This is a genomic window from Microbacterium shaanxiense (assembly GCF_054779995.1).
Genome location: NZ_BAAGXE010000001.1, coordinates 383,163 through 407,330, shown reverse-complemented (window position 1 = coordinate 407,330; position 24,168 = coordinate 383,163). Strand labels below are relative to the sequence as shown.

General features: G+C 66.6%; 30 protein-coding genes. 17 read left to right on the top strand and 13 right to left on the bottom strand.

Annotated elements, in window-relative coordinates:
• Nucleotides 1-98: 98 nt before the first annotated feature.
• The 3 genes from ACYVG2_RS01865 to ACYVG2_RS01855 all read left to right on the top strand — a co-directional run bounded on the left by ACYVG2_RS01865 (nt 99) and on the right by ACYVG2_RS01855 (nt 1,515).
• Nucleotides 99-398 carry a Fe-S cluster assembly protein HesB gene (locus ACYVG2_RS01865; protein ID WP_206476727.1) on the top strand — a complete coding sequence of 100 codons (300 nt, stop codon included), beginning with the start codon at nt 99-101 and terminating at the stop codon, nt 396-398.
• A 135-nt stretch (nt 399-533) separates the two neighbouring features.
• Nucleotides 534-1,100 (top strand): carboxymuconolactone decarboxylase family protein, encoded by a 567-nt coding sequence (locus ACYVG2_RS01860; RefSeq protein ID WP_460779425.1) that lies wholly within the window; start codon nt 534-536, stop codon nt 1,098-1,100.
• A gap of 73 nt (nt 1,101-1,173) precedes the next feature.
• Nucleotides 1,174-1,515 carry a LysR family transcriptional regulator gene (locus tag ACYVG2_RS01855; protein WP_448965053.1) on the top strand — a complete coding sequence of 114 codons (342 nt, stop codon included), beginning with the start codon at nt 1,174-1,176 and terminating at the stop codon, nt 1,513-1,515.
• A 4-nt stretch (nt 1,516-1,519) separates the two neighbouring features.
• Here the strand turns inward: ACYVG2_RS01855 and ACYVG2_RS01850 are convergent, their stop codons facing one another.
• Nucleotides 1,520-3,184, bottom strand: a complete 1,665-nt coding sequence (locus ACYVG2_RS01850) for an ABC-F family ATP-binding cassette domain-containing protein (protein WP_460779424.1) — start codon at nt 3,182-3,184, stop codon at nt 1,520-1,522.
• A gap of 59 nt (nt 3,185-3,243) precedes the next feature.
• On the opposite strand from ACYVG2_RS01850, the gene arfB reads away from it, so the two are divergent.
• Nucleotides 3,244-3,687, top strand: a complete 444-nt coding sequence (gene arfB, locus ACYVG2_RS01845) for an alternative ribosome rescue aminoacyl-tRNA hydrolase ArfB (protein WP_460779423.1) — start codon at nt 3,244-3,246, stop codon at nt 3,685-3,687.
• Between the two features lie 13 nt (nt 3,688-3,700).
• Here the strand turns inward: arfB and ACYVG2_RS01840 are convergent, their stop codons facing one another.
• Both ACYVG2_RS01840 and ACYVG2_RS01835 read right to left on the bottom strand, forming a co-directional pair.
• Entirely contained in the window at nt 3,701-4,267 is a 567-nt protein-coding gene (locus ACYVG2_RS01840; protein WP_460779422.1) for a HEAT repeat domain-containing protein, read from the bottom strand.
• Between the two features lie 41 nt (nt 4,268-4,308).
• Nucleotides 4,309-4,890: an alpha/beta fold hydrolase gene (locus ACYVG2_RS01835; RefSeq protein WP_460779421.1), complete on the bottom strand. Its 582-nt coding sequence runs from the start codon at nt 4,888-4,890 to the stop codon at nt 4,309-4,311.
• Between the two features lie 205 nt (nt 4,891-5,095).
• On the opposite strand from ACYVG2_RS01835, the gene ACYVG2_RS01830 reads away from it, so the two are divergent.
• Both ACYVG2_RS01830 and ACYVG2_RS01825 read left to right on the top strand, forming a co-directional pair.
• Nucleotides 5,096-5,530 carry a hypothetical protein gene (locus tag ACYVG2_RS01830; RefSeq protein ID WP_448965058.1) on the top strand — a complete coding sequence of 145 codons (435 nt, stop codon included), beginning with the start codon at nt 5,096-5,098 and terminating at the stop codon, nt 5,528-5,530.
• 200 nt (nt 5,531-5,730) lie between these two features.
• Nucleotides 5,731-6,678 carry a hypothetical protein gene (locus ACYVG2_RS01825; RefSeq protein WP_460779420.1) on the top strand — a complete coding sequence of 316 codons (948 nt, stop codon included), beginning with the start codon at nt 5,731-5,733 and terminating at the stop codon, nt 6,676-6,678.
• A 10-nt stretch (nt 6,679-6,688) separates the two neighbouring features.
• Here the strand turns inward: ACYVG2_RS01825 and ACYVG2_RS01820 are convergent, their stop codons facing one another.
• Together ACYVG2_RS01820 and ACYVG2_RS01815 are read right to left on the bottom strand one after the other, a co-directional pair.
• Nucleotides 6,689-7,510, bottom strand: coding sequence for a hypothetical protein (locus ACYVG2_RS01820; RefSeq protein WP_460779419.1), 822 nt, complete (start codon nt 7,508-7,510; stop codon nt 6,689-6,691).
• Nucleotides 7,507-8,421, bottom strand: a complete 915-nt coding sequence (locus ACYVG2_RS01815) for a hypothetical protein (RefSeq protein ID WP_460779418.1) — start codon at nt 8,419-8,421, stop codon at nt 7,507-7,509. Before ACYVG2_RS01815 ends, ACYVG2_RS01820 begins: the two co-directional genes overlap by 4 nt.
• 182 nt (nt 8,422-8,603) lie before the next feature.
• Here ACYVG2_RS01815 and ACYVG2_RS01810 point away from each other — a divergent pair, with 182 nt between their 5' ends.
• Entirely contained in the window at nt 8,604-9,263 is a 660-nt protein-coding gene (locus tag ACYVG2_RS01810; RefSeq protein ID WP_460779417.1) for a hypothetical protein, read from the top strand.
• 25 nt (nt 9,264-9,288) lie between these two features.
• On the opposite strand, the gene ACYVG2_RS01805 is transcribed toward ACYVG2_RS01810, so the two are convergent.
• Complete coding sequence (locus tag ACYVG2_RS01805) at nt 9,289-9,642, bottom strand: DUF1801 domain-containing protein (protein ID WP_460779415.1); 354 nt, start codon at nt 9,640-9,642, stop codon at nt 9,289-9,291.
• A gap of 474 nt (nt 9,643-10,116) precedes the next feature.
• Between ACYVG2_RS01805 and ACYVG2_RS01800 the strand changes: the two genes are divergently transcribed.
• From ACYVG2_RS01800 to ACYVG2_RS01785, 4 genes are all read left to right on the top strand, one after another.
• Nucleotides 10,117-10,722 carry a TetR/AcrR family transcriptional regulator gene (locus ACYVG2_RS01800; RefSeq protein ID WP_460779414.1) on the top strand — a complete coding sequence of 202 codons (606 nt, stop codon included), beginning with the start codon at nt 10,117-10,119 and terminating at the stop codon, nt 10,720-10,722.
• A complete protein-coding gene (locus ACYVG2_RS01795) occupies nt 10,719-11,321 on the top strand; it encodes a GNAT family N-acetyltransferase (RefSeq protein WP_460779413.1) in 603 nt (200 codons plus the stop codon). Before ACYVG2_RS01800 ends, ACYVG2_RS01795 begins: the two co-directional genes overlap by 4 nt.
• A 238-nt stretch (nt 11,322-11,559) precedes the next feature.
• Complete coding sequence (locus tag ACYVG2_RS01790) at nt 11,560-12,468, top strand: DUF2268 domain-containing putative Zn-dependent protease (RefSeq protein ID WP_460779412.1); 909 nt, start codon at nt 11,560-11,562, stop codon at nt 12,466-12,468.
• 39 nt (nt 12,469-12,507) lie between these two features.
• Entirely contained in the window at nt 12,508-13,275 is a 768-nt protein-coding gene (locus ACYVG2_RS01785; RefSeq protein ID WP_460779411.1) for a MerR family transcriptional regulator, read from the top strand.
• A 12-nt stretch (nt 13,276-13,287) separates the two neighbouring features.
• Here the strand turns inward: ACYVG2_RS01785 and ychF are convergent, their stop codons facing one another.
• Together ychF and ACYVG2_RS01775 are read right to left on the bottom strand one after the other, a co-directional pair.
• On the bottom strand, nt 13,288-14,361 hold the full coding sequence (ychF, locus tag ACYVG2_RS01780; RefSeq protein WP_460779409.1) for a redox-regulated ATPase YchF: 1,074 nt from the start codon (nt 14,359-14,361) through the stop codon (nt 13,288-13,290).
• Between the two features lie 34 nt (nt 14,362-14,395).
• Entirely contained in the window at nt 14,396-15,136 is a 741-nt protein-coding gene (locus ACYVG2_RS01775; protein ID WP_460779408.1) for a class I SAM-dependent methyltransferase, read from the bottom strand.
• Between the two features lie 59 nt (nt 15,137-15,195).
• On the opposite strand from ACYVG2_RS01775, the gene ACYVG2_RS01770 reads away from it, so the two are divergent.
• The 3 genes from ACYVG2_RS01770 (at nt 15,196) to ACYVG2_RS01760 (ending at nt 17,596) form a co-directional block, all read left to right on the top strand.
• Nucleotides 15,196-15,789 carry a 3'-5' exonuclease gene (locus ACYVG2_RS01770; RefSeq protein ID WP_460779407.1) on the top strand — a complete coding sequence of 198 codons (594 nt, stop codon included), beginning with the start codon at nt 15,196-15,198 and terminating at the stop codon, nt 15,787-15,789.
• Between the two features lie 38 nt (nt 15,790-15,827).
• Nucleotides 15,828-16,235 carry an ankyrin repeat domain-containing protein gene (locus tag ACYVG2_RS01765; protein ID WP_206476756.1) on the top strand — a complete coding sequence of 136 codons (408 nt, stop codon included), beginning with the start codon at nt 15,828-15,830 and terminating at the stop codon, nt 16,233-16,235.
• A gap of 65 nt (nt 16,236-16,300) precedes the next feature.
• Complete coding sequence (locus ACYVG2_RS01760) at nt 16,301-17,596, top strand: DNA recombination protein RmuC (protein ID WP_460779406.1); 1,296 nt, start codon at nt 16,301-16,303, stop codon at nt 17,594-17,596.
• On the opposite strand, the gene ACYVG2_RS01755 is transcribed toward ACYVG2_RS01760, so the two are convergent.
• Both ACYVG2_RS01755 and glpX read right to left on the bottom strand, forming a co-directional pair.
• Entirely contained in the window at nt 17,593-17,883 is a 291-nt protein-coding gene (locus ACYVG2_RS01755; protein WP_206476758.1) for a hypothetical protein, read from the bottom strand. The genes ACYVG2_RS01760 and ACYVG2_RS01755 overlap by 4 nt on opposite strands.
• Nucleotides 17,884-18,039: 156 nt before the next feature.
• Nucleotides 18,040-19,026, bottom strand: a complete 987-nt coding sequence (glpX, locus tag ACYVG2_RS01750; protein ID WP_206476759.1) for a class II fructose-bisphosphatase — start codon at nt 19,024-19,026, stop codon at nt 18,040-18,042.
• A gap of 187 nt (nt 19,027-19,213) precedes the next feature.
• On the opposite strand from glpX, the gene fbaA reads away from it, so the two are divergent.
• Together fbaA and ACYVG2_RS01740 are read left to right on the top strand one after the other, a co-directional pair.
• Complete coding sequence (fbaA, locus tag ACYVG2_RS01745) at nt 19,214-20,242, top strand: class II fructose-bisphosphate aldolase (RefSeq protein WP_460779405.1); 1,029 nt, start codon at nt 19,214-19,216, stop codon at nt 20,240-20,242.
• Between the two features lie 107 nt (nt 20,243-20,349).
• A complete protein-coding gene (locus ACYVG2_RS01740) occupies nt 20,350-20,571 on the top strand; it encodes a DUF1918 domain-containing protein (protein ID WP_460779404.1) in 222 nt (73 codons plus the stop codon).
• A 12-nt stretch (nt 20,572-20,583) separates the two neighbouring features.
• Here the strand turns inward: ACYVG2_RS01740 and ACYVG2_RS01735 are convergent, their stop codons facing one another.
• The 3 genes from ACYVG2_RS01735 to ACYVG2_RS01725 are packed head-to-tail and all read right to left on the bottom strand — an operon-like array spanning nt 20,584 to nt 22,723.
• Complete coding sequence (locus tag ACYVG2_RS01735; RefSeq protein WP_460779403.1) at nt 20,584-21,138, bottom strand: MOSC domain-containing protein; 555 nt, start codon at nt 21,136-21,138, stop codon at nt 20,584-20,586.
• On the bottom strand, nt 21,135-21,668 hold the full coding sequence (locus tag ACYVG2_RS01730) for a DUF6264 family protein (RefSeq protein ID WP_460779402.1): 534 nt from the start codon (nt 21,666-21,668) through the stop codon (nt 21,135-21,137). Before ACYVG2_RS01730 ends, ACYVG2_RS01735 begins: the two co-directional genes overlap by 4 nt.
• Nucleotides 21,669-21,718: 50 nt before the next feature.
• On the bottom strand, nt 21,719-22,723 hold the full coding sequence (locus ACYVG2_RS01725; protein ID WP_460779919.1) for a 4-hydroxy-3-methylbut-2-enyl diphosphate reductase: 1,005 nt from the start codon (nt 22,721-22,723) through the stop codon (nt 21,719-21,721).
• 149 nt (nt 22,724-22,872) lie between these two features.
• Between ACYVG2_RS01725 and xseA the strand changes: the two genes are divergently transcribed.
• Nucleotides 22,873-24,150 carry an exodeoxyribonuclease VII large subunit gene (gene xseA, locus ACYVG2_RS01720; protein WP_460779401.1) on the top strand — a complete coding sequence of 426 codons (1,278 nt, stop codon included), beginning with the start codon at nt 22,873-22,875 and terminating at the stop codon, nt 24,148-24,150.
• Nucleotides 24,151-24,168: the final 18 nt, after the last annotated feature.

The following is a 24,168-nucleotide window of genomic DNA, read 5'->3' as shown; positions in this document are numbered from 1 at the left end:
CGAATCATCCCGCTCAGGTTGAACGTGTCGTTCGAGTGCGGAATCGTGGCCCGGACATGTTCTGACCGGAGCATGTCCGCAACCGGAAGGAGAGCGCTGTGCTCACCCTGACCGAAAATGCAGATGCCGTCGTCACCACGATCGTCGGCCGCGAGGATGCCAGCGCAGACGCGGGGCTTCGCATCCAGACCGCGGAAGGACAGGGCCCGAACGGCGAATCACGTTTCGCCGTTCACGTCGTCCCCTCCCCGGAACCCGCCGACGTCGTGATCGACGGGGTCGGCAGCCGCGTGTTCCTCGAGGAGAACGCCGCCGAGGCGCTCTCCGACAAGGTGCTCGACGCCGGTGTCGATGAAGAGGGAGCGGTCAGCTTCACGATTCTGCCGCAACCGGCCTGACGCGCGGGCAGAGGATTCTCGGGGGTGGGATGCGGCTCGCATCCCACCCCCGATGCGTGCGCCCTTCTCTGTTCGACGACAAGGGAGTAGCGTGCGTCCATCCGACCGACACGGCCGAATGGAGAGGAACGCATCATGATCATCACCCCACCGTCTGCCGAGGAGGTCACAGGGCACGCAGCGTCGATGTACGACAGCGACACCCAGGACGACGGCTTCGTGTTCGCCCACACCCAGGTCATGGCGATCAACCCCGCGGCGCACGAGGCTTTCGAACGTCTGATCAAGGCGGTCGTTCCGTCGATCGGCATCGAGGTCTATGAGGCCGCGACACTCGGCGCGGCTCGCGCCATCGGCTCGCCGCACTGCCTCCTCGCACACGGGCGCAGAGCGATGCGCGCGGGAATCCTCGATGACGCAGGGCTGCGCGCGTTCGCCGGCCGTGACGATTCCGGTTTCAGCGCGGCGGAGCAGGCGGTGATCCGATATGCGGAGCAGCTGTCGACGAATGCTTCCGCGATGACGGATGCTGATGCTCAGGCCCTGCGCGACGTCGGGTTCTCGGACCGTCAGATCGTCGACATCACGTTGGCCGCCGCCGCCCGCAACTTCTTCAGCCGTGCTCTGCTCGCCCTCGACGTCCCCGTCGACGTCATGCCCGGTCTCGACCCCGTGACCGCCGCAGCGCTGACGACCCGCTGAGCCTGTCCGCGCGATCGCGGACAGCGCGTACGCTGAGTAGCGGCCGCGATCGACGCGGACAGGAAGGCCCCCAGTGAACATCACGCTGCTCCGACGTTTCGTCGCCGTCGCCGAGGAGCTGCACTTCCCGCGTGCTGCTCAGAAACTCGGCATCCCCTTGGCTTCGCTGTACTCGTCGATCGACAAGCTCGAGGAGGAGGTCGGCCAGCCCCTCGTCGCCCGCGAGGGCGAGACCAGGCTGACATCCGTTGGTCTGCTCCTGCTGCCAGAGGCGCAGCGCGAAGTCGCCGCGGCACCGCCCGAGGAGAAGAAGCCGGTGAAGGCCGGTGGCAAGGCGAAGGCGTCGAAGGGCAAAGGACGCGCGCCCGTCGTGAAGGGTCAGCCGAAGCCGTACAAGAAGCGTCAGGGGCGCTGAGAGCTCACAGTTCCACGACCTGGCCGGCCTCGACACGCCAGCGCCGATCGGTCTGCACGGTGTCGAGCATCCGCCGGTCGTGCGTGACCAGCAGCAGCGTTCCCCGATACGACTCAAGTGCCTGCTCCAGTTGCTCGATGGCCGGCAGATCGAGGTGGTTCGTCGGCTCATCCAGCACCAGCAGATTGATGCCACGGGCTTGCAGCAGCGCGAGCGCCGCCCGCGTGCGCTCCCCCGGCGACAGTTCGTCGACGGGGCGCCCCACGTGGTCGGCCCTGAGACCGAATTTGGCCAGCAGTGTGCGCACCTCGCCTGAGGCGAGCTCCGGGACCAGCGCTTCGAAAGCCTCGGCGAGCGGCCGGGCGCCGGTCAGCAGCGATCGCGCCTGATCGATCTCGCCGATCCGGATGCTGGCGCCGAGGCTCGCCGTGCCCTCATCCGGATGCTGCTGACCGAGCAGCGCGCGAAGCAGCGTCGATTTTCCCGCGCCGTTGGGCCCGGTGATGCCGATGCGCTCCCCCGCATTCACCTGCAGCGAGACCGGGCCCAGGGTGAAGGCTCCCTGCCGGAGCACGGCGTTGCTGAGCGTCGATACCACCGAGCTGGAGCGCGGCGCAGAGCCGATGGTGAACTCGAGCTGCCATTCCTTGCGCGGCTCCTCCACCTCGTCGAGCTGCGCGATCCGGCTCTCCATCTGGCGCACCTTCTGCGCCTGCTTCTCGCTCGACTCGACGGACGCCTTGCGCCTGATCTTGTCATTGTCGGGCGACTTCTTCATCGCGTTGCGCACGCCCTGGCTCGACCACTCCCGCTGCACTCTCGCCCGCGAGACGAGGTCGGCCTTCTTGTCGGCGAACTCGTCGTACTTCTCGCGCGCATGACGGCGGATCGTGGCGCGCTCCTCGAGATAGGCGTCGTAGCCACCGCCGTATACGCGGTTCGAGTGCTGTGCGTGGTCGAGCTCCAGCACGCGCGTCACGCTGCGTGCGAGGAACTCGCGGTCGTGGCTGACGAGCACGACGCCGCCGCGGAGCCCACGGACGAACGCTTCCAACCGTTCCAGCCCGTCGAGATCGAGATCGTTCGTCGGCTCGTCGAGCAGTGCGATGTCGAATCGCGAGAGCAGAAGCGCGGCCAGCCCGACGCGTGCGGCCTGTCCGCCGGAGAGCGACGTCATCAGCGCATCCTCGGCGCGCGCGCCTTCGAAGACGAGGCCGAGGTCGGCGAGCACCGCCGGGGTGCGCTCCTCGAGATCGGCGGCGCCGCTCGCGAGCCAACGTTCGAGTGCCGCCGAGTACGCATCGGCCGGGTCGGCGCCGTCCGCAGCGAGCGAAGGGTCGCCGAGCGCCGCTGCCGCAGCATCCATCTCCCTTGTCGCGGCGGCGCAGCCGGTGCGGCGGCCGATGTACTCGATCACGGTCTCCCCTATGACGCGCTCGTGCTCCTGCGGGAGCCACCCGACGAACGCATCGGAGGGCGCCAGGGTGATCGAGCCCGCCTGCGGTTCGTCGATCCCGGCGAGCAGCCGCAGCAGCGTGGACTTGCCGGCGCCGTTGGCGCCGACGACGCCGATGACGTCGCCGGGCGCGACGGTGAGGTCGAGGTCGTCGAACAGCGTGCGGTGGCCGTAGCCCCCGGCGACGCCTCGGGCCACGAGAGTTGCGGTCATCAGACGATTCTCCCATCGACGGCATCACATCGTTCATCGCGCTGCGCGACAATGGTGGAGTGGATGATCTGCGTGTGCTTCCCGGGCCGGGCGCGCCGCATGGACTCGTGATTCCTGCGAGCGAACTGCTCGAGCAGTTCTCTCGCTCCTCGGGGCCTGGCGGCCAGGGTGTGAACACCGCCGATTCGCGCGTCCAGCTCAGCCTCGATCTCGGCACGACGACCGCGTTGAACGAGACGCAACGTGCGCGCGTCGTCGAACGGCTCTCTTCGCGGCTGGTCGGATCCGTGCTCACGATCAGTGCCAGCGAGCACCGCGCTCAACGGCAGAACCGCATCGCCGCGCGTGAACGGCTCGCAATGCTCATCCGCGACGCGATCGCTCCGCGCAGCATCCGCCGCTCGACCAAGCCCACAAGGGGTTCGCAGCGGCGTCGGTTGGACGAGAAGAGTCGGCGGTCGCAGACCAAATCGAGCCGCCGGCGACCCAACGGTCAGGATTAGCGACGGATCGTCCTCAGTCCTTCCGAGTCCGCGACCGCAGCGTGTCGAGGCTCTGCTGCGCCGCGCGACGGACTTCGACCTCGGGATCCTTGAGCAGGGCCCGGACCCGGTCGATGTCCGCAGCGGTGCCGATGGCGCTCAGCGCCCTGGCCGCGGCAGCACGCACGCGAGGCACCTCGTCGCCGAGAAGGTCGGCAAGCGCGGGTGCGGCATCGAGGTCGCGCGCGGCGGCGAGCCTGGCTCCCATCTCGCGCACCCGCCACGCGGGATTGGCCAGCGTGCTGATGAGGAGCGCGATCGCGGATTCATCCACGACGGACTCGTCCCAGACATGCAGCAGCGCACGCGCACCCCAGAGCTCCGGCCAGTACAGAACAGGAGCGCCGTCGATGATGCCACGTGCATGCTCGCCGCCGACGAACAGCAGGAAGTCGGCGCCCTCGTTGTTCCCGGCGAGCAGGGAGAGGGAGCGCGAGACGACCGCCTGCTCGCCGTAGCGCTCGACGGCTACCGCCAGACGACGCTCAAGAGGAAGGTCGACGGGAACAGGAGCCGGGGATGCGGGTGAGTTTCGGGACACACTTCAACCATAGGTTCTCTCGGAGCGCGGCGAGACGATCCCTAGTCCCAGTCGAGGTACTCCTCGATGATCACGGCGGTCTCGATCGGATGCGTGGCCGGGAACAGGTGATCGGCGCCGTCGACGATCTTGATGCTCGCCCGCTCCGGCGCGGTGGACTGCAGTGCCTCTGCCGCTGCTGCGGGCGTGACCTGGTCTTCGGTGGCCTGCACGATGAGCACCGGGATCGCGGGGGCGAGCGGAATCTTATCGTCCTCGACGCCGAGCAGCAGCAGGCCGTTGACACGGTCGGTGTGCTCTGCGGCGAAGATGCGTGCAGCGGTACCGCCGAAGGCGTGACCGCCGATCCAGGTGTGATCGAGTCCGAGGTGATCGATCACTGCGAGGGCGTCTTCGACGCGCTCCTGCAGGGTCGCTGCACGATCCTGACCGCCTGATTCCGCACGCGGGCCGACGCGAACGACATGGAAGCCCGCCTCTTCGGCGAGATAGTGCGCGACGACTCCGAGTCCGTCTCCGCTGAGGGCACGGCCAGAGATCAGCACCAGGGGAACCGGGCCTTCACCCTCCTCGATGTACGGAACCGCGCGACCGTCCGCGTCATGAATGCTCTGCTGCGTCATGTGTCGTCTTCCCTCTGATGCTGGTGGCGGCCGGCGGGGGCCGCATTCGTCACAGACATCCACGATACTGTCCGCAGCTCGCGCCGACCTGTCCCGGTCGCTGTCGCCCGCTCATGATCGATCAGGAATCGAGAAGCGGCGGACGCCGCCTCGTCCTAGTTTGGTCACAGGTGCACGTCGCACCAGAACGAGAGAAGGGGCCGTCATGGCTGAGAAGACTGCGGGACTGTCCAAGGAAGAGCGCGACGCGGTCAAGCAGCGCGCCGCCGAACTGCGCGCCGAGGAGAAGGCCGGCAAGACCCGTGCGGCGGGCGAGAAAGCCGTACGCGAGGCGATCGCCGCACTGCCGGACGAGGACCGTGCACTGGCTGAGGGCATCGACCGCATCGTCGGCGAGGTCGCTCCTCAGCTGGTGCCGAAGACCTGGTACGGCTTCCCGTCGTACGCCGACGCGGATGGGAAGATCGTCGTCTTCTTCAAGGCGGCATCCAAATTCACGACCCGCTACGCGACGCTCGGGTTCGAGGAATCGGCGCAACTCGACGACGGCGACATGTGGGTGACGTCGTTCGCACTGCTGAAACTGACTCCGGAGACGGAGAAGACGATCGCCGAGCACATCCGCAGGGCCGCCGGCTGAGGGCATTCGCGAAGTTGCGCCGACGGGAATCCGGAGCGGCAGAGTTCCGACGGCGGTCTTCGCGCGCGACGGCTTCGCCCGACGCCGTGATGCACGCTCAGCCCTCACCTGTGATCGGGAGCGCCGCTCCTGGTTCATCGTGGAGGAAGTGACCGGTTCTGCACCGTGGCGCTTCCGAGACGAACCGAAAGGTGGCCGACGTGTATCCGAGCAGCGGCGATATGCCCTGGTGGGCCTGGCTCTTCCCCGTCGCCCTCGTGCTCGGGCTCATCGTCCGGATCATCTGGGTGTGGAGGCGCGGCGGGTTCCGCCAGGCCGACACGCCTGCGCAGGCGACTGCCGGGCCAGGCTCGCCGACCTACCCGGAGGTCTGGGCGCACGCCATGGAAGGTCGTACCCCCGAGCTGGCGCGTCCCGTCGATGTGCCACGACCGGAATCGGTCGAGGAAGTCTCGGTGTGGTCCGCTAGCGAAGACTTTCGCCGCACCGTGCTCGTGTCCGCCCCGGTGTTCTGGGTGGTGCTCCCCCTCGCCGCCCTCGGCTTCCTGATCTGGGGTTCGATCACCGATCCGGGCGACGGCTGGACGGGGAACATCTTCGACGACGAAAGCACCGGTCAACCGTGGAATTTCTGGCAGGTCTGGGTCGGCGTCGCGATCTGGCTGCTCATCGCCGTCGGCGTCCTTGCCCTGCGGTTGAGCGTCTATGCGGACCTCCGGCTCGAGAACCAGCGGATCTATGAACACGGCGTCGCGCACTCGATCCACCGAACGTCCGTCGATTATGACGATGGTGAGGCCAGCTGGCCGACGTACATCGCTCTCGACCGCCGGCTCGATGATCAGCAGGCGGCAAGGATCCATGAGGCATTCGAGCAGTGGCTGTCGTCGACAGGGCTGCCACCATCGGGATCGGACCCGATCTCCTCGACGACGCTGTTCGGCGCGCAGGCGAAGGGCGGTTACCTCTTCCTCCATCTCCCGGTGTCGCAGACGTCCGGCGTCACCACGGAACACCGGTGGTTGCTGATCACCGAGCCGCGCGACGACGAAGGCGACATCATCGTGACACCGGTGCCGGCGACGAAGCAACTGCGCAAGATCCGGGTGAAGCTGCGCAGGAGGGCCACGAGGAAGGCGAGAGCATGACCGAGTCAGGTCATGCTTCGAAGCTCCACTTCCCGCCCTCGCGCAGGAACGGAGACCCCGGCCCCGGTTTCACGGGCCCGCTCTCTCCGCCCAGCCGTATCCCGTTGAGTTTGTAGCCGTCACGCCACACTTCCTCATGCTCTTCGGTGAGGAGAACTACGGCATCCGCGAGATCCGGATCTTGGAAGGCGTAGATCTTCCACATCGTCCCCGGGGCGAAGCGATCCCGCCAGGAGTCGTCGATCAGGTCGGCGAGTTCCGCTTCGTGCTCCTCACCGTCGGCGCCGCAGTATTGCACGGTGATGCTCTGCGCTCCCTCCGCGTCGTCGGTGTTGAACATCACTCGCGCGGAGCGCGCCGTCCGGTCGAGCGCCGGCAGCGGCCCCCTCGTCAGCATCCACATTCCGATGCCCATGACCGCGGTGAAGACCGTCGACCCCACGCCTGGTATGAAAGCCCCTCCGTCCAGATCATCGCCCAAGCCTGCCCAGGCGACGAAGGGTATCCCTGCCAGCAGCGAGATGGTGATGCCGCCGCATCCGAACGCAACGAGCATTCCGCCCGCCCAGCTGACTACGTGCGCACCCTGCCTGATGCCGCGAACGGGGGCGATGAGAAGGTACACGGTGAGGATGATGCCGAGACCGAGCCCGATCCACACCATGGTGGCACGGCCCCGATCCGTGAACGAGAGCAGCACGATGCCCGCGATCAGCACGGCGATGGCGACGCACACGATGGGGACGATGTGCGCGAGCCAGAACGGCCGGTTCTCGTCCTCTCGAACGACGACGGCGCGCCCGCGCATCGTGATCCTGATCTTCTTGTTCATGGTTCCCGCTTCACCAGCTCGGTCGATGTCGAGAGGTTCGGATCACGCCGGGCTCTTCGCGCGGCTCTCAGCCGGGCCTTCTCGCTGAGATGACGTGCCCTGTCGCGTGTCTTCTGAAAATCCGTCCGGTCAGGAACCGTCGTCACGATCATGCTCTCCCCACCGTCGCGTGGTTTGGTGATGAGCATCCATCGATGTTGCGCGCTCCCGTCAGGAAATTCGTTGAAGGGAACATGGAGGAAGAAGTAGCCACCCTCTGCCTGTGCGCCGAACAGAGTCGTCGACGAAATCGGTTCCGAACCCGACGGCGGCATGTGCCCGGCACGCAACCAGATCTCGAATGCCTCGTAGATCTGCGCCGCCGTCCGGTTGTCGAGACGATGATCGAGGGCGATGTACGTCGGGCGCATCCCGACCTCGCTGTCGTCGTAATCGACGGAGGTGCGGTGGAGTGAGTGCGCGACGCCGTGTTCGAAGATCCACTGATCCTCGACGCGAAGGTCTGGATAGGCGCTCAGCCGCAGGGCGAGGTCACCGGCAGCGATCAGCAGCCAGATCCCGACGCCGATCCACGCCTCCCAGAACACCCAGAGATCACCGGAGTCGTCATGGAAGAGACTTCCCGTCCAGGCCTCACCGGGATTGGTGAGCGTGCCCCAGATGAGGTAGCCGAGGGCGACGAGCGGCAACAGCAGCTTGAACGCCGGAACGTAGATGAGATCGACACGACGGGATCCGATGCCCTCCCATAGTGCGACCTCCTCCACCGACTCCGGTCGCGGCGGGTCGCTCCGACCGCCGACTCGGCGGAAACGCACCGCCAGCGCGCTCTCCCAGGCCGACGGGTAGGTCCCATCGGTCGATGCGCCCGCGTTCGCCACGGCAATCCACACCGAGTTCAGGGGATGCATCGTGTCCTCCTTCGTCTGGCGTGTCACGCCCTTGTGCGCTCTCATGATGCAGCGGGCTCCGCTCCTCCCGATCACAGGCGCCGGCGCCCGGCAGAATGCCTCTTCCTGTGATCGGGAGCGCGCTCATGGGGCACTGTGGAAGCCGAGGGGCGCTGGCGCTGGCCCCCTCAGCAGGGAGAGATGTGACCGGGCCGCAGAGCGAGGGATGGTGGCGGGATCACGGCAGTGCGCAGCCTGTGCACCCCGGCCGGCGCGCACGATCGGTCGCCGCACGGCAACGCGCGGAATGGGAGAGCCGGGCGCGCACTGCCGCGACCAGAGCCGAGATCCGCCGGTGGTCGAGGTGGGAGACGTTCAGCTTCTGGGTGATGATGGGCGCAGTCGCGGCCGCGTTCGCAGCGCCTGTTCTCGCGCTCGCCACCGCGATCTGGGGCGCGTTCGACGACCGTGCGCCGTCGGGGATGTGGACGCTCTTCGGACTAGTCGGAGTCGCCGCCGTACTCATGATCATCGGCTCGATCCTCGGCTCGCGTGCGAAGGAACGCAGAATGACCGCGCTCTACGCCGATGGTCAGGCATCCGAGGGCCGGCTGACCGAGGTGATCACCCACCCCGGCGGCGGCGACGACCAGACCACCTACGAGTTCCTGATCACCGCTGAGCTCCCCGGCCCGGTGGTTCTGCACCGGAGACTCTACTGGGGCGAGGACGACGGATGGCCCCCACCGGAGCGCTGGACAGGTCGCCGGATCCGTTTCCGCCACAACACGCTCGATCCCGACAATCTCTACGACGTGCGCTTCGACGGCTGGGGGAACAAGCGCCCGGGCGATCGACGATGACAGGAACCCGCAGGAACGGACGTTCTCAGTCGAGCACTGAGCGGACGATCTCGGCGATGCGCTTCTCCGTGCTCTCATCCACGGTCTCGAAGTACCACGCGGCCGGCATCAGGTCCCCTTCCGTGCCGCCTGCAGCTCGGAAATCCACCTTCTCGGTGAGCGCGAGATTCAACCGTTCGTCGTTGCGCAGTGTCACGAGTGCGGGAGCGCTCGCAGACTTCGCATAGGCGGGCATCCCGTACCAGATCCGCGGTTTGAGGTCGGGTGCCGCAGCCACGATCACGTCATGCACGCGCTGCATGACAGAACGCCTCGGCTCCTCCATCTTCGAGATCTTCTCGAGCACCTGGGCCAGGTTCTTCTCGTCCTTCGATGACATGTCTTGTCCTCTCGTCAGCCGGTGCATGGCATCGGCGCAATGAAGTCGGCGCATCTGTGCGCCGCACCCCATCCGGACATGTCCTGAGCTTCTCAGGCCTCTCCGCGATGATTCACGTGGATCGCCACGTGGAAGCGCAGTCGGTGGCGTACCACCGGGATCAGGCTAACCGATACTCAGACGGATTTCGATGGGCAACAGACTGAAATACCGCCCCGCCCAGAGACGAGGTATCACCCTCGATGCCAATGGATCGTCGGTTCACCGCACGCCCCGCGTCGGTTGGCTCCACGCTCTAGACGTTGAACCTGAACTCCACCACGTCGCCACACGTACCAACCTTTGAGTGTCGACCCATGGCCGCGCATCATTCCACTGCCCACCAGGCACCTCGTAGCAACCCTAGTCGGGCACCCAGTTGCGCCCGGTGCGATCGCTGCATAAAATGAACACAAGTTCATTGAAAGGATCATCGTGCCGCGGACGACGGAGCAGAACGAAGCGTTGCGCTCAGCCACGCGCTCTGCTGTGGAGACGGCTGCCGTCCGAGTGTTCGCGCACCGCGGTTTCGCGGCCACGAACATGCGCCAGATCGCCGCCGAAGCGGGGGTCAGCACCGGGTCGATCTACCGGCACTACGCGAGCAAGGAAGAGCTGTTCGATGAACTGATCGAACAGGCCTCGCGCGGGCTCGTGGCTGTCACCGCGCAGCTCTCGACCGAAGGGGACCCGCTCTCTATGATCCGATCCTTCACCGAGGTATACGTGGCGGACCTCGCAGCGAACAACGGCGCGGCCGAGTTCTACATGGTGATCAACCAGGGTTTTACGACGGACACTCCTGAGGGGACTGCGGCGCGGCTGGCCGCAACGCAGGGGGCGCTCTGGCGGGCCTTCGCCTTGCTCATCGGTCGAGGCCAGGCCGCAGGCCAGATCACTGCGGGAGACCCAACCCGAATGGCCGCTCACTACTTCGCCATGCTTGCCGGTATGACGACGATGCACGTTGCTCTTCGGGAGGGATCTGCGGAGCCCGATGTCGACCTGATCCTACGAATGTTCACAGGAGGACCCCGATGAAGATCGAAGTCGCGCGCGCAGACGAACTGGGTGAGGGGTATCGGCACAGGATCGCGGAAGTTCTCACGCAAGGGTTCGCCGAGGATTTCGCGTTCTTTTCCAAAGACCCCGGTGTGCGTGCCGACGCGTTCGCCCCGATGCTCATCCTGGAGCGCTTCCATATCGCGCTCGTCGACGGCGAGCCCGCCGCGGTCGCGGTCGTCACCGAAGGCGAGCAGGAATGCTTCGAGCCGGATCGGCACAAGCTCCAGCGCGTGCTCGGGCGAATACACGGGATCATCAGCTATCGGATCATCCGAAGTCAATTCATGGGGGCTTATGACAGTGCCCGCGCCGGTCTGACGGAGATTGCATTCGTCACGACAGCGCCGCAGTATCAGGGAAAAGGCATAGCCACTGCGCTGATGCGTCGACTCCTGGAGCTGCCCTCCGACGATTTCGTGCTGCGCGACATCAAGGACACCAACACCCCCGCCCTCAGACTGTACGCCAAACTCGGATTCACCGAAACGCAGCGACGGCGCATCAAATTCGCGAAACGAGCTGGGTTCTCCGCGTATGTCTCGATGGGCCTCAGCCGCGCGAAAGCTGATGCTTGAAGAGCATTCGAACTCGACAGGTCCGGAAGCTCGCTTCTGGGCTGTCCTCGACTCCGGGTTCTGGAGCGCTGATCTAAACTCGACGCATTCCGGTGCATACCAACCGCTCGGACCCAGCCCGTTCATTTGCCGCAACGCGGGCCCGGCAATGCCCGCACCTCGCGACGGACGTTGCCCGTCCGCCGCTAGTCGCACCGGTTTGACCTTGACGCGACGGCAAGGTTTAGCGTCCTGTTCCATGACCATTTCAGTGATTGACAGCGCCGCGGCCATGAGTGAGGTTCTCAAAGCAGCATCGGACGCGCGCCCCGACCTCGTCCGTGAAATGTGGTCCCCGCTCGCGGGGATGTACCACTTCGTCCCGGGAGGCGTGGATATGGCCGCCGTGCATCGGCAGAACTTCGGCTTCGATTGGGAGAACCCCACCCCGTTGGTCGAGCAGGGCATTGAGAAGCTCATCGAAGCGGATGCTTGGCGTCGCATCACCGTGGCACTCCAGCGCGGCGTTGCGGCGTTGAAGGCGGCCAATCCTGCCATCGATGTGCCGGACCTTCAGGTTCTTCTCGTCCTAGGTGATCCTGCCAACGAGCACTTCGTGAACGAGGTTCAGGGGCTGTCCGCGTTTGGAGGCATCAGCGGCTACATCCCCATCACGGTCTGGCCGACCCCTCAGGTACTCAACCGACTCGAAGCGATTGCCGTGCATGAACTACACCACAACGTGCGCTACTCCCCCGGCGGCGTCATCTGGGATCCGATGACGGTGACTGTCGGCGAACAGGTGACCTCAGAAGGTCTCGCCGACGAGTTCGCCGCCGAGCTGTACGGCGACCGTGGCTACACTCATTTCGTCAGTGATCAGACCCGAGGCGATGACGAAGTCCTTGCGAAAGTTGCAAGAGGTCTCAGCGTGACCGGCATGCAGAACTTCACTGCGTGGGTTCATGGCGACGCGAGCGCCCAGCTTCTTGGCGCAGAGCCTGTTGGCCTGCCGACCGGAGCAGGATACGCGGCGGGTACCCGGCTCGTGCGCGCGTACCTGGATGCCACCGGAATCACTGCGGCGCAGGCCGTTACATCGCCTACAGACGAGATTCTGCGCGTCGCCGCGACGCGACTTGGCCTGAGCCTCGATGGAAAAGACTGAGAACACCACAGGACAGGGAGGTAAACCGTGGAGTGGACGGTGAACGAGATCGCAGAGCGTGCTGGGATCAGCGGCCGAACGATACGCCACTACCACCAGATCGGTTTGCTCCTCCCAGACCGCGTCGGGTCCAACGGCTATCGCTACTACGGGCCCGACGCGGTTGCCCGATTGCAGAGGATTCTCCTTCTGCGCGACACAGGCATGCCCCTCACCGAGATCGCGGCCGCACTCGAGATGAGCGCCACTCCGGAGACGGAGATTGAAGCGCTCACCGGACACTTGGATCAACTCGCCAAAGAACGCGAGACCCTGGATCGACGTATCAACGCGGTGCAGCACACCCTGGAGATGCGGCGTCAGGGAGGCCAGCCACGCATAGACGTCATGCTCGAGGGCTTCAACGATCGATACGAGGCCGAAGTTGTGACCCGTTGGGGCCGGGACGCTTTCGAGGCCTCCAACCAGTGGTGGCATCGCAAGTCCCTGCACCAGCAGAGAGAGTGGAAGACACGGTCGGAGGCACTGCTCGCGCGGTGGCGTCAGATCCAAGAAGAAGGACACGACGCGGATTCCGAAGCCGCGCAAGCGCACGCATCCGTCCACGCGCAGTGGTTCAAGGAGATTCCGGGAACCCCCACCCACGCCGGCGACACCGCGAAATCTCTCGACATGATCCGTGGGCTCGCAGATCAGTACGAGACGAACACCGAATTCCACGTTGCCTTCGGCACAGCGGATGCCGCCGGATTCGCAGCCAGCGCACTAAGACTTCACGTTCGAAACGTGAAAGCTTCTTCGCGCTGATCGCCGATCAGGCTAGTTTGAAAACCTAAATTCAACCACGTCGCCGTCCTGCATGACGTAGTCCTTGCCCTCGAGGCGGGCCTTGCCCTTCGCGCGGGCCTCGGCGACCGATCCGGTCGCGACGAGGTCGTCGAACGAGATGACCTCGGCCTTGATGAAGCCCTTTTCGAAGTCGGTGTGGATGACACCCGCAGCCTGCGGAGCCTTCGACCCCTTGGGGATCGTCCAGGCGCGAGCCTCTTTCGGTCCGGCAGTCAGGTACGTCTGAAGTCCGAGAGTGTCGAAGCCGACACGGGCGAGCTGGTCGAGCCCCGACTCGTCCTGCCCGGTCGATGCGAGCAGTTCGGCGGCATCCTCGGGATCCAGATCGATGAGCTCGGATTCGATCTTCGCGTCGAGGAAGATGGCCTTGGCCGGCGCGACCAGAGCTTCGAGCTCCGCCTTGCGCGCAGCATCCGTCAACACTGCCTCGTCGACGTTGAAGACGAAGATCACGGGCTTCGAGGTGAGCAGGCCGAGTTCCTTGATCGGAGCGAGGTCGATGCCGCTCACCGAAAGCAGGATGCCGCGTTCCAGAGCATCCTTCGCGGCGTTCGCCGCTTCGAGCACCGAAGGATCGGCCTTCTTGCCGCGCACTTCCTTCTCGAGGCGAGGAATCGCCTTCTCGACGGTCTGCAGGTCGGCGAGCATCAGCTCGGCGTTGATCGTCTCGAGATCGCCCTTGGGGTTGATCGCACCGTCGACGTGCACGACGTCGTCGTCGGCGAAGCCGCGGACGACCTGCGCGATCGCATCCGCCTCCCGGATGTTCGCGAGGAACTGGTTCCCCAGCCCTTCACCCTCGCTCGCACCGCGCACGATACCGGCGATGTCGACGAACGACACCGCCGCGGGAAGGATGCGCTCACTGCCGAAGATCTCCGCCAGCACATCGAGACGCGAATCGGGAAGGTTCACCACACCGACGTTCGGCTCGATCGTCGCGAACGGATAGTTCGCCGCGAGCACGTCGTTCTTGGTGAGTGCGTTGAAAAGAGTCGACTTGCCGACGTTGGGCAAGCCCACGATCCCGATAGTAAGAGCCACGGGATACGAGTCTACCCGGCGCGGATGCCGCGGCTCAGCCGCGCAAGGCGCGGAATGCTCGCGTCACATAGGGCACGTCGATCGTTCCCGATCCGTCGAGGCCGATCTCATCGAACAACGTGTCCATTGCGCGCCTGATGAGCCGCTTCTCGTCCTCCGACGCCGTGATGACGTAACTGCGCGATGCCGCCATGCGGTGCAATTGCGCGCGGGTCATCGGTCGGATCCATTCCCATCGCTGAGACTCCAGTTCGCCGAACGGCGCCGCCACCACGGGCCCCTCGTCCTCGAGGAGTTCCTCGGCGACGCTCGGGTGCATCGCCGCGGTCAGTCGACGCACCCACTCCACACGGCCATCGCGCGTGTTCCAGATCAGCCCCAGCGTGCCGCCGTCGCGCACGACGCGCCCGATCTCAGCGGACGCTGCGACAGGATCCACCCAATGCCATGCCTGGCCGAGCACCACGGCATCGAGACCGGAATCCGGCAGCGGCAGGTGCTCGGCAGTGCCCGTGAAGGTCGGCACGCCGGGGACGCTCTCCCGCAGCTTCGCAAGCATCACCGGGTCAGGATCGATCGCGACGACCTCGGCATCCGGCGCCGCGACGAGCACGCGCGTGAGCTTGCCCGTGCCGGCGCCGACGTCGGCGATCCGGCGCGATCCGTGCGGCAGGTTCTCGAGCATCCAGGCGACCGCATCGAACGGATACTCCGGCCGCGCAGCCTCGTAGTGGTCGGCCGCCGCACCGAAGGAAGTCGCCCGCGTATCGCTCATATCGCCAGCCTACGGCGAGTCTGCGGCATCGCGCATGACCCCGGAGAGAAGGTGGTCAGGTGCCCCTGGACTTCACCGCAATCGACTTCGAGACGGCGAATTCCAGTCCCGCCTCGGCATGCTCCGTCGGACTCGTCCGCGTTCGCGACGGCCGCGCCGTCGCCACCGCGAGCTGGCTCATACGTCCTCCGAAAGGGCACGACGAGTTCCAGGACTGGAACATCAAGATCCACGGCATCCACCCTCACCAGGTGCGCACGGCCGCGACCTGGGAAGAGCAGTTCGACCGCCTGTGCTCGTTCGCCGGCGCCGACGTGCTCGTCGCGCACAATGCCGGTTTCGACACGAAGGTGCTGCGCACGGCATCCGACGTCACCGGTCTCGAATGCCCGCCGTACCGTTCACTGTGCAGCCTGCAGGTCGCACGCAAGATCTACGACCTCGACTCGTACCGCCTGCCTGTCGCCGCCGCTGCCGCAGGGTTCGCCGAGTTCTCCCACCACGACGCGTTGGCGGATGCTCGGGCCTGCGCCCAGATCGTCATCGACGCTGCCGCGCGCGCCGGTGCCGCGGACGTCGACGAGCTCGCCCTGGCCCTGGGCCTGCGCATCGCAGAACCGCCCGTGCGCGTGCTGGAGCGCGCCGTAGCCTGACGCAGCGCGCCGCTGCCCCACCAGGGCACAATGAGTGCATGACGAATCCCACCGGCGACTCCCCCGTCAGCCTCGAGGTCATCGAGGGCACTTTCGATCTCGCGCGTCAGGGCCGGACCGGCCCGCTCGGCGAGATGATCGACGCCGGTGTGCCGATCGACGTGCGCAATCCGCGCGGCGACACCGTGCTGATCGTGGCGACGTACGCCGAGCAGGAGCACACCGTCGCAGATCTCGTGCGTCGCGGCGCCGACCTGAACGCGCTGAACGCCGCGGGTCAGACCGCGATCTCCTGCGCGGTGTTCCGCAAGAACGAGACCCTGCTGCGCATGCTGCTCGACGCGGGCGCCGATCCGGATGCCGGGCCTCTGTCGGCCGTCGCGATCACCGAGCAGTTCGCGCTGCCCGAGATGCGCGCGATCCTCGACGAGTACGCGAGCCGCTGACACCAGCGGCGCCGTGAGCGGAGCGGCGTGCGTACGATGTCGGTGGCCGGGTGCACCCTGGAGCCATGGATGCTCCGCTGATCGCTCTCATCGCCGCAGTCGCACTCGCGATCGGCCTCGTCGTGGGCTGGTTCGCACGTGCGGCGCGTGACGCCGCCGAGCACACTCGCGACACCACCGAACTCGCTCGAACCCAGGCCGAGCTCGCCGCCGCCCGAGACGATCGCGACCGGCAGTACGACCTGTATCGTGACGCCGTCGAGCACTCCCGCACCGAGCAGCGCGCGGAGGCGCAGCGCGTGCAGCAGCAGAACGCCGTTCTGACGGCGCTGGCTCCGGTGCGCGAGTCGTTGCAGCAGATGCAGAGCAAGGTCGCATCGCTCGAGCAGGAGCGGCATGCGCAGTTCGGCACCCTCACGGAACAGCTGCGCAGGGCGCAGGAGTCTGATGAGGCGCTGCGTGCGACGACCGAGTCACTCGCGGGTGCGCTCCGTTCGACATCGACCCGCGGAGTGTGGGGCGAGACGCAACTGCGCCGTGTGGTCGAAGCGGCGGGTCTCACACGTCACGTCGACTTCGACCTGCAGTCCACGATCTCGTCGGATCGCGGCCAGGGCCGCCCCGACATGGTGATCCGCCTCGCCGGAGGAAGCTCGATCGCCGTCGATGCCAAGGTGCCCCTCGACGCGTATCTCGAAGCGAGTGCGCTGACGGGCGGTGACGCGCAGGAAGTGCAACGCCGCCAGTTCATGCAGAAGCACGTCAAGGCCGTCCGTGCGCACATCGACGCACTGGCGAAGAAGGCGTACTGGTCGGGCCTCGATGCGAGCCCGGAGTTCGTGATCTGCTTCCTGCCCAGCGAGTCGTTGCTCGCATCCGCGATCGACGAAGACCCGACGCTGCTCGACTACGCGTTCAGCAAGCGCGTCGCGCTCGCCTCTCCTGTGAACCTGTGGGCCGTGCTGAAGACCGTCGCGTTCACCTGGACCCAGCAGGAGGTCTCGACCGAGGCGCGCACACTGCTCAACCTCGGAACGCAGCTGTTCGACCGCCTCGGCGTCGTCGCCGGGCACGCCGATGACATGAGACGAGCGCTGGAGCGCACGGTGGAGAGCTACAACCGCTTCGCCGGCTCGCTGGAGAGCCGCGTGCTGGTCACCGCCCGCCAGTTCCCCGGGATCGACGCGTCGGCGCTGGAGGCGGCTCCGCAGCCGATCACGACCACACCGCGCCGATTCACCGCGCCGGAGCTGGTCGGCAACGCCGAACCTGCGGAGCGCGCAGAACTGTTCGAGAACGCACAGCTGGACGGGATCCAGGCCGACCTCGACGCCGTGCGGCACCGTGTGGACGAGAGTTAGGCGTTACCGGGCACCCAGCTGAGCAGGGCGATCACGAGGCCGGAGCTCACGACGAACGCGCCGATCATCCACCACGAACTGAGTTCGTGCCCCTCGGGCCGCCGCACGCGGAAGAGCACGTCTGCACGGCGTGCAGGATCGACGTTCGGGGGCGCCACTGTCGCGGCCGCTGCAGCGGCGACACGCGCAGCCTCGTCTTCGGGAGTGATCCGAAGGATGCGGCCGGTGTTCGTGGTGACCGTAGCCGTCGCCCGTGACTTCGCGTCCCGTGTCTGCTCCGTGGTCATCTCACCCTCCTGGATGCCGTCACGAACTGTGACGGCGGCGAACCCAGGGCCTATTGTGCCAGCAAAGGCTGAGTAAGACCGGTAGCAGCACCGCGCTGGTATACCGGCTGGGTAACGATCAGCGCGGCGCGAAATGCGGAAACGGGGCGTCTGGCCTTAGAGCCACTTGGAGACGAGGTGCTCTGAGGCGATGCGACGAAGCGTCCCGGACGCGCCGCGCAGCACGACCGATTCCGTGTACACGTAGTTTCCTTCGCGGCGCACGCCGGCGACCAGCTGGCCGTCGGTCACGCCGGTCGCGACGAAGATGGTGTTGTCGCCCTTGACCAGGTCGTCGGCCTCGTACACGCGGTCCATCTCGAGTCCGGCGTCGATGCCGCGCTGACGCTCGTCATCGTCCCTGGGCCAGAGCCGCCCCTGGATGTGTCCGCCGAGCGCCTTGATCGCGCACGCCGTGACGATTCCCTCAGGGCTCCCCCCGACGCCGACGCACATGTCGGTGCGCGCACCGTGACGCGCGGCGTTGATGCCGCCGGCGACGTCGCCGTCGCTCATCAGGCGCGTCCCTGCGCCGGCCGCACGGATCTCTTCGATGAGCTTCTCGTGCCGCGGACGATTAAGCACGGACACGACGAGCTCATCGACGGGCTTGCCGAGCGCCCCGGCGAGCAATCGGATGTTCTCCCCGATCGGCAGGCGGATGTCGACGACGCCGACGCCAGCAGGTCCGGTGACGAGCTTGTCCATGTAGAAGACGCTGGATGCGTCGAGCATCGTGCCCCGATCGGAGACGGCGATCACGGAGAGGGCGTTCTGACGTCCTGCAGCGGTGAGCGAGGTGCCGTCGATCGGATCGACGGCGATGTCGCACTCGGGACCGCGACCAGCGCCGACCTCCTCGCCGTTGAACAGCATCGGCGCGTTGTCCTTCTCGCCCTCGCCGATGACGACCCGTCCCTGGAAGTTCACGGTGCCGAGGAACGCGCGCATGGCGTCGACCGCCGCACCGTCTGCTGCCTCTTTGTCTCCACGGCCGATGAACGGCACGGCCCGGATGGATGCGGCCTCGGTCGCACGCACCAGTTCGAGTGCGAGGTTTCGATCGGGACGCAGGGGGCTCATATCGGCCGTCAGACTCACCATGTGGTCAGCCTATCCAGGCAACTGCGTGGAATCGCGGGTGTTTCGCGCGAATTCACGCGAAGGAATCGCAGTTCTTAACAATGAGGAAGAGCGCAGGGCCAATGCGGGCCCGCGGGCCCGCGGCATCCGCCCGCCTGCACCGATAGAGTGAAAGCTGTCCCGGCTTCATCTATCGCAGGAGTTCCTCATGCCCGTCGCCACTCCGGATCAGTACGCAGAAATGCTCGACCGCGCGAAGGCCGGTGGCTTCGCGTATCCCGCGTTCAACGTCTCCAGCTCGCAGACCATCAACTCCGTCCTCCAGGGACTGACCGAGGCCGGATCCGACGGCATCATCCAGGTCACCACGGGCGGTGCCGACTACTTCGCCGGTCACACCGTGGAGGCCCGCGCCACGGGCGCTCTCGCCTTCGCGCGCTACGCCACCGAGGTCGCGAAGAACTACCCCGTCACGGTCGCCCTGCACACCGACCACTGCCCGAAGGACGCCCTCGCGGGCTTCGTCGAGCCGCTGATCGCGGCATCCGAGGAAGAGGTGAAGGCCGGCCGCAACCCGATCTTCCAGTCGCACATGTGGGACGGCTCGGCCGTGCCGCTCGACGAGAACATCGAGATCGCGAAGGACCTGCTCCCCCGCATGAAGGCGATCAACGCGATCCTCGAGGTCGAGATCGGCGTCGTCGGCGGTGAAGAGGACGGCGTGCAGCACGAGGGCTCGAACGAGGCCCTCTACACGACGATCGCCGATGTCACGCAGGCCGTCGAGGCCCTCGGCCTCGGCGAGCAGGGACGCTACATCGCCGCTCTGACCTTCGGCAACGTGCACGGCGTCTACAAGCCGGGCGGCGTGAAGCTGCGCCCTGAACTGCTCGGTGAGATCCAGGAAGGCATCGCGGCGAAGTTCGGCACCGGCGCCAAGCCGCTCGACCTCGTCTTCCACGGCGGCAGCGGCTCGACGGATGAGGAGATCGCCCTCGCGGTCGCCAACGGCGTCATCAAGATGAACATCGACACCGACACGCAGTACGCGTACACGCGTGCGATCGCCGACTACATGTTCAAGAACTACGACGGCGTGCTGAAGGTCGACGGCGAGGTCGGCAACAAGAAGCTGTACGACCCCCGCGCCTGGGGCAAGGTCGCCGAGTCGGCGATGGCCGCCCGAGTGGTCGGGTCGACCCGCCAGCTCGGCTCGTACGGCCAGTCCAAGAGCTGACCTGCAGATCCTGAGGATGCCTCGACCCGTTTTCGGGTCGGGGCATTCTCGTTCCCGTGCGCGGTCGATGCAGCAGGTGCTTGCCACACGGCGTCGCGAGGAGCATCGTGGAAGCATCCGATCCGCGAGGGAAGGGTGTGATGACGATGCAGGCGAAACCCGGTGACCGATTGATCGTCGAAGGACGCACGGACACCGCTCACAGGCGAGAGGGCGAGATCGTCGAAGTGCACGGCGACGAAGGCTCACCGCCGTATCTGGTGCGGTGGGACGACGGGCACGAGGGCACGGTCTATCCCGGACCAGACGCGCACGTCGCCGAGAGCTGAGGCGACCGGCGCCTACCTGGCCCGGTACACCTCGAGTATCGTCGGGGCGTCATCCGGCCGCTCCAGGACGGTGATCTCATCTCCGGCCTCGATGCGCCCCGTCGCGACGACACGCAGGTACGCACCGAGGCGACCAGCCTGGGCGAAGCGCTTGACCCAGCCTCGCTCGTCATCTCCGCCCACCCAGCGCGCGAACGTCTGACACGGATTGCGCGCAGTGGTCACCTCGACCGTCAGACTCCTGCCGATCTGCCAGCGTTCGCCGACCTTGGCCCCGCTGAGGTCGATGCCGTCGACGCGCAGGTTCTCGCCGAACCAGCCGGAAGGCAGCTCTCGCCCGAGTTCGCGCTCCCAGTAGGCGGCATCCTCCTGGGAGTATGCGTACACAGCCTGGTCGAGTCCCCCGTGGTTCTTGCGGTCGGCCTGCACATCCGCATACACCCCGTACGCGCCGACGCGCACCGGGCCCGACACCGGACGCTTGTCGATGGCGGTGATGCCCACGCTCCCGATATCCGGGCGCAGCGCGTGCACCGCGCACACGGCGAGCACGCTCGCGGCGTTCAACGGCCTGCCATCCCGTCGACGTACGTCATGAAGGCGGGGTCGCCCATCATCGGGATCATGATGCAGATCGACACGATCACCATGGTCGCGGCCGCCCCGACGAGAGGCACCCACCAGGTGAGCTTCCCGGTGCGCAGGCGCCGCAGCGACAACCAGGCCGTGATGACCCAGCCCAAGACGAGGAGGACGGCCGCGGTCGTGCCCCACAGCTTGCCCTGGGCGAAGTTCGTGAACTCGCCCTCGACGCCGAGGATTCTCATGCTCTCGTTCATGACCGTCGGCAGGTCCAGGTACGACAGCCCGGTCATGACGACGTTGACGAGGCCGTAGGCCAGCAGAGCGATCGTGATGATCCGGTCCCACGGGCGTGCCCGCGTGATCGAACGGGCCGGCTCCGCCTGCACCGTCTGCTCGATCACCGGGGCGGCAGCGGGAGCCTCGGGCGCAGCATCCAGCGGCGGGAGGCCTGCCAGCCGTCGCTGTTCATCCGGGGTCGCATACTCGCCGTACTGGGGCCGCTGATCGGTCATCCCGCAATGCTAGCGGGGCGCACTTTGAACCGACCGCAGACAGCGCCAGGTCAGTTCGTCGCGCTCACACCCGCGGTACGGCCACCGAGAGCACGCGCATCGCGCTGTCCGGAGGAATCCTGGCGCAGCTCCTTGGGGAGCGAGAAGATGAGATCTTCCTCAGCGGTGCGGACCTCCTCGACATCGCCGTATCCGGCGGCAGCAAGAGTCTCGAGCACTTCGCGCACGAGCACCTCGGGGACGGATGCCCCGCTCGTCACGCCGACCGTGGCGACGCCGTCGAGCCATTCCTGCTTGATCTCGTCGGCGTAGTCGACCCGGTATGCGGCCTTGGCACCGTACTCCAGCGCGACCTCGACCAGGCGCACGCTGTTGGACGAGTTCGACGAGCCGACGACGATCACGAGCTCGGCGTCGACGGCGACCTTCTTGATCGCGACCTGGCGGTTCTGGGTGGCGTAGCAGATGTCGTCGGACGGCGGCGCCTGCAGTTCGGGGAAGCGCAGACGCAGCCGGTTGACGGTCTCCATGGTCTCGTCGACCGAGAGCGTGGTCTGCGACAGCCAGACGACCTTCGACGGGTCCTTGACCACGACGGTGTCAGCCTCCTCCGGCGAATTCACGATGGTCACGCGCTCCGGTGCGTGGCCGGCCGTGCCCTCGACCTCTTCATGCCCTTCGTGGCCGATGAGCAGGATCTCGAAATCGTCGCGGGCAAAGCGCACGGCCTCCCGGTGCACCTTGGTCACCAGCGGGCAGGTCGCATCGATCGCTTGCAGTCCTCGCTCGGATGCCGCGTTCACGACCGCCGGGGAGACGCCGTGCGCGCTGAAAACGACGTGCGCGCCGGAGGGGACCTCGTCGACCTCTTCGACGAAGATCGCACCCTTCTCCTCGAGCTCGGTGACCACGTGGATGTTGTGCACGATCTGCTTGCGCACGTAGACGGGGGCGCCGTAGCGCTCGAGCGCCTTCTCGACGGCGACGACAGCACGGTCGACGCCCGCGCAGTAACCGCGGGGTGCGGCGAGCAGAACCCGCTTGTGTCCGTCCACCGGGTTATCCTGAAGCCGCGCCGCCCGCGATCGAGGGATGCGGGGAACGGGAAGATGCACGGTGGCCTGGCTCACCCTTCGATCCTACCTTCGAACGGTCATGCCGGGCCTGGACGGGCACTCAGGCGCACGAGCACGGAAGGGGCCAGATGACGGTCTTCGAAGCGACACCGGCGCGGGGCGAGGCGCCCCCGGCGGATGCCGTGGCTCCGCGCGACTCGACCGCAGACGCCCCGACCTCCGTCGCCCGACTCAACGGCACGATCCGCGACTTCATCGCGCGGTGGAACGTCGTCTGGGTGGAGGGCGAGATCACCTCATGGAACGTGCGAGGCGGCAACGTGTTCGCCCGGCTGAAGGACACCCTCTCCGACGCGCAGATCTCCATCCGCATCTGGTCGAGCGTCCGTGGACGCATCCCCGCTGATCTCGGCATCGGCGATCATGTCGTCGCGGCGGTGAAGGCCGACTACTTCGTCAAGGCCGGAGATTTCAGCTTCACCGTGTCGGCCATGAAGCACGTCGGGCTCGGAGACCAGCTCGAGCGCCTCGAGAAGCTCCGCGTCCAGCTGCGTCAGGAGGGGCTGTTCGATCCGTCGCGCAAGAAGCCCCTGCCCTTCCTCCCCCACGTCATCGGCCTCATCACCGGCGAGCGGTCGGATGCCGAGAAGGACGTGCATCGCAACTCTGAGCTGCGCTGGCCGCAGGTGCGGTTCCGCACCGAGTACGCCGCGGTGCAGGGCGATCGCTGCGTACCCGACACCCTGGCCGCCCTGAAGAAACTCGATGCCGATCCCGACGTCGACGTCATCATCATCGCCCGCGGCGGCGGTGATCCCCAGACCCTGCTCGGGTTCAGCGACGAGCGCCTCGTACGCGCGGTGGCCGCGGCATCCACTCCGATCGTCTCCGCGATCGGGCATGAGAACGACCATCCTCTTCTGGATGACGTCGCCGATCTCCGCGCCTCGACGCCGACCGATGCCGCCAAGCGGGTGGTTCCCGACGTCGGCGAGCAGCGTGCACTGATCGGTCAGCTGCGCTCGCGCGCGACCATGCGGCTGACGCAACGCATATCTCACGACATCCAGCAGCTCGAACAGCTGCGCAGCCGCCCGGTGCTGCGCTCCCCCGATCCGATCATCGAAGGCCGTGCGCAGGATATCTGGCTGCAGGTCTCACGCGGACGCGACACCATCACGCGACGCCTCGACATCGCCGCGCGCAAGACCACAGAGCTGCGGGCGTCACTGCGTGCGCTCTCACCTGCAGCGACGCTGGCACGTGGCTATGCGATCGCGCACCTCGACGGCGGCGTGATCCTGCGCGACGCGGCGGATGCTCCGGCCGGTGCCGCGTTGACGATCACGGTCGACCGCGGCTCGCTCGCCGCGCGCTCGGAGGGCGAGATCGCCGAGACGGAGTGACGCGCGTGCGGGACGTAG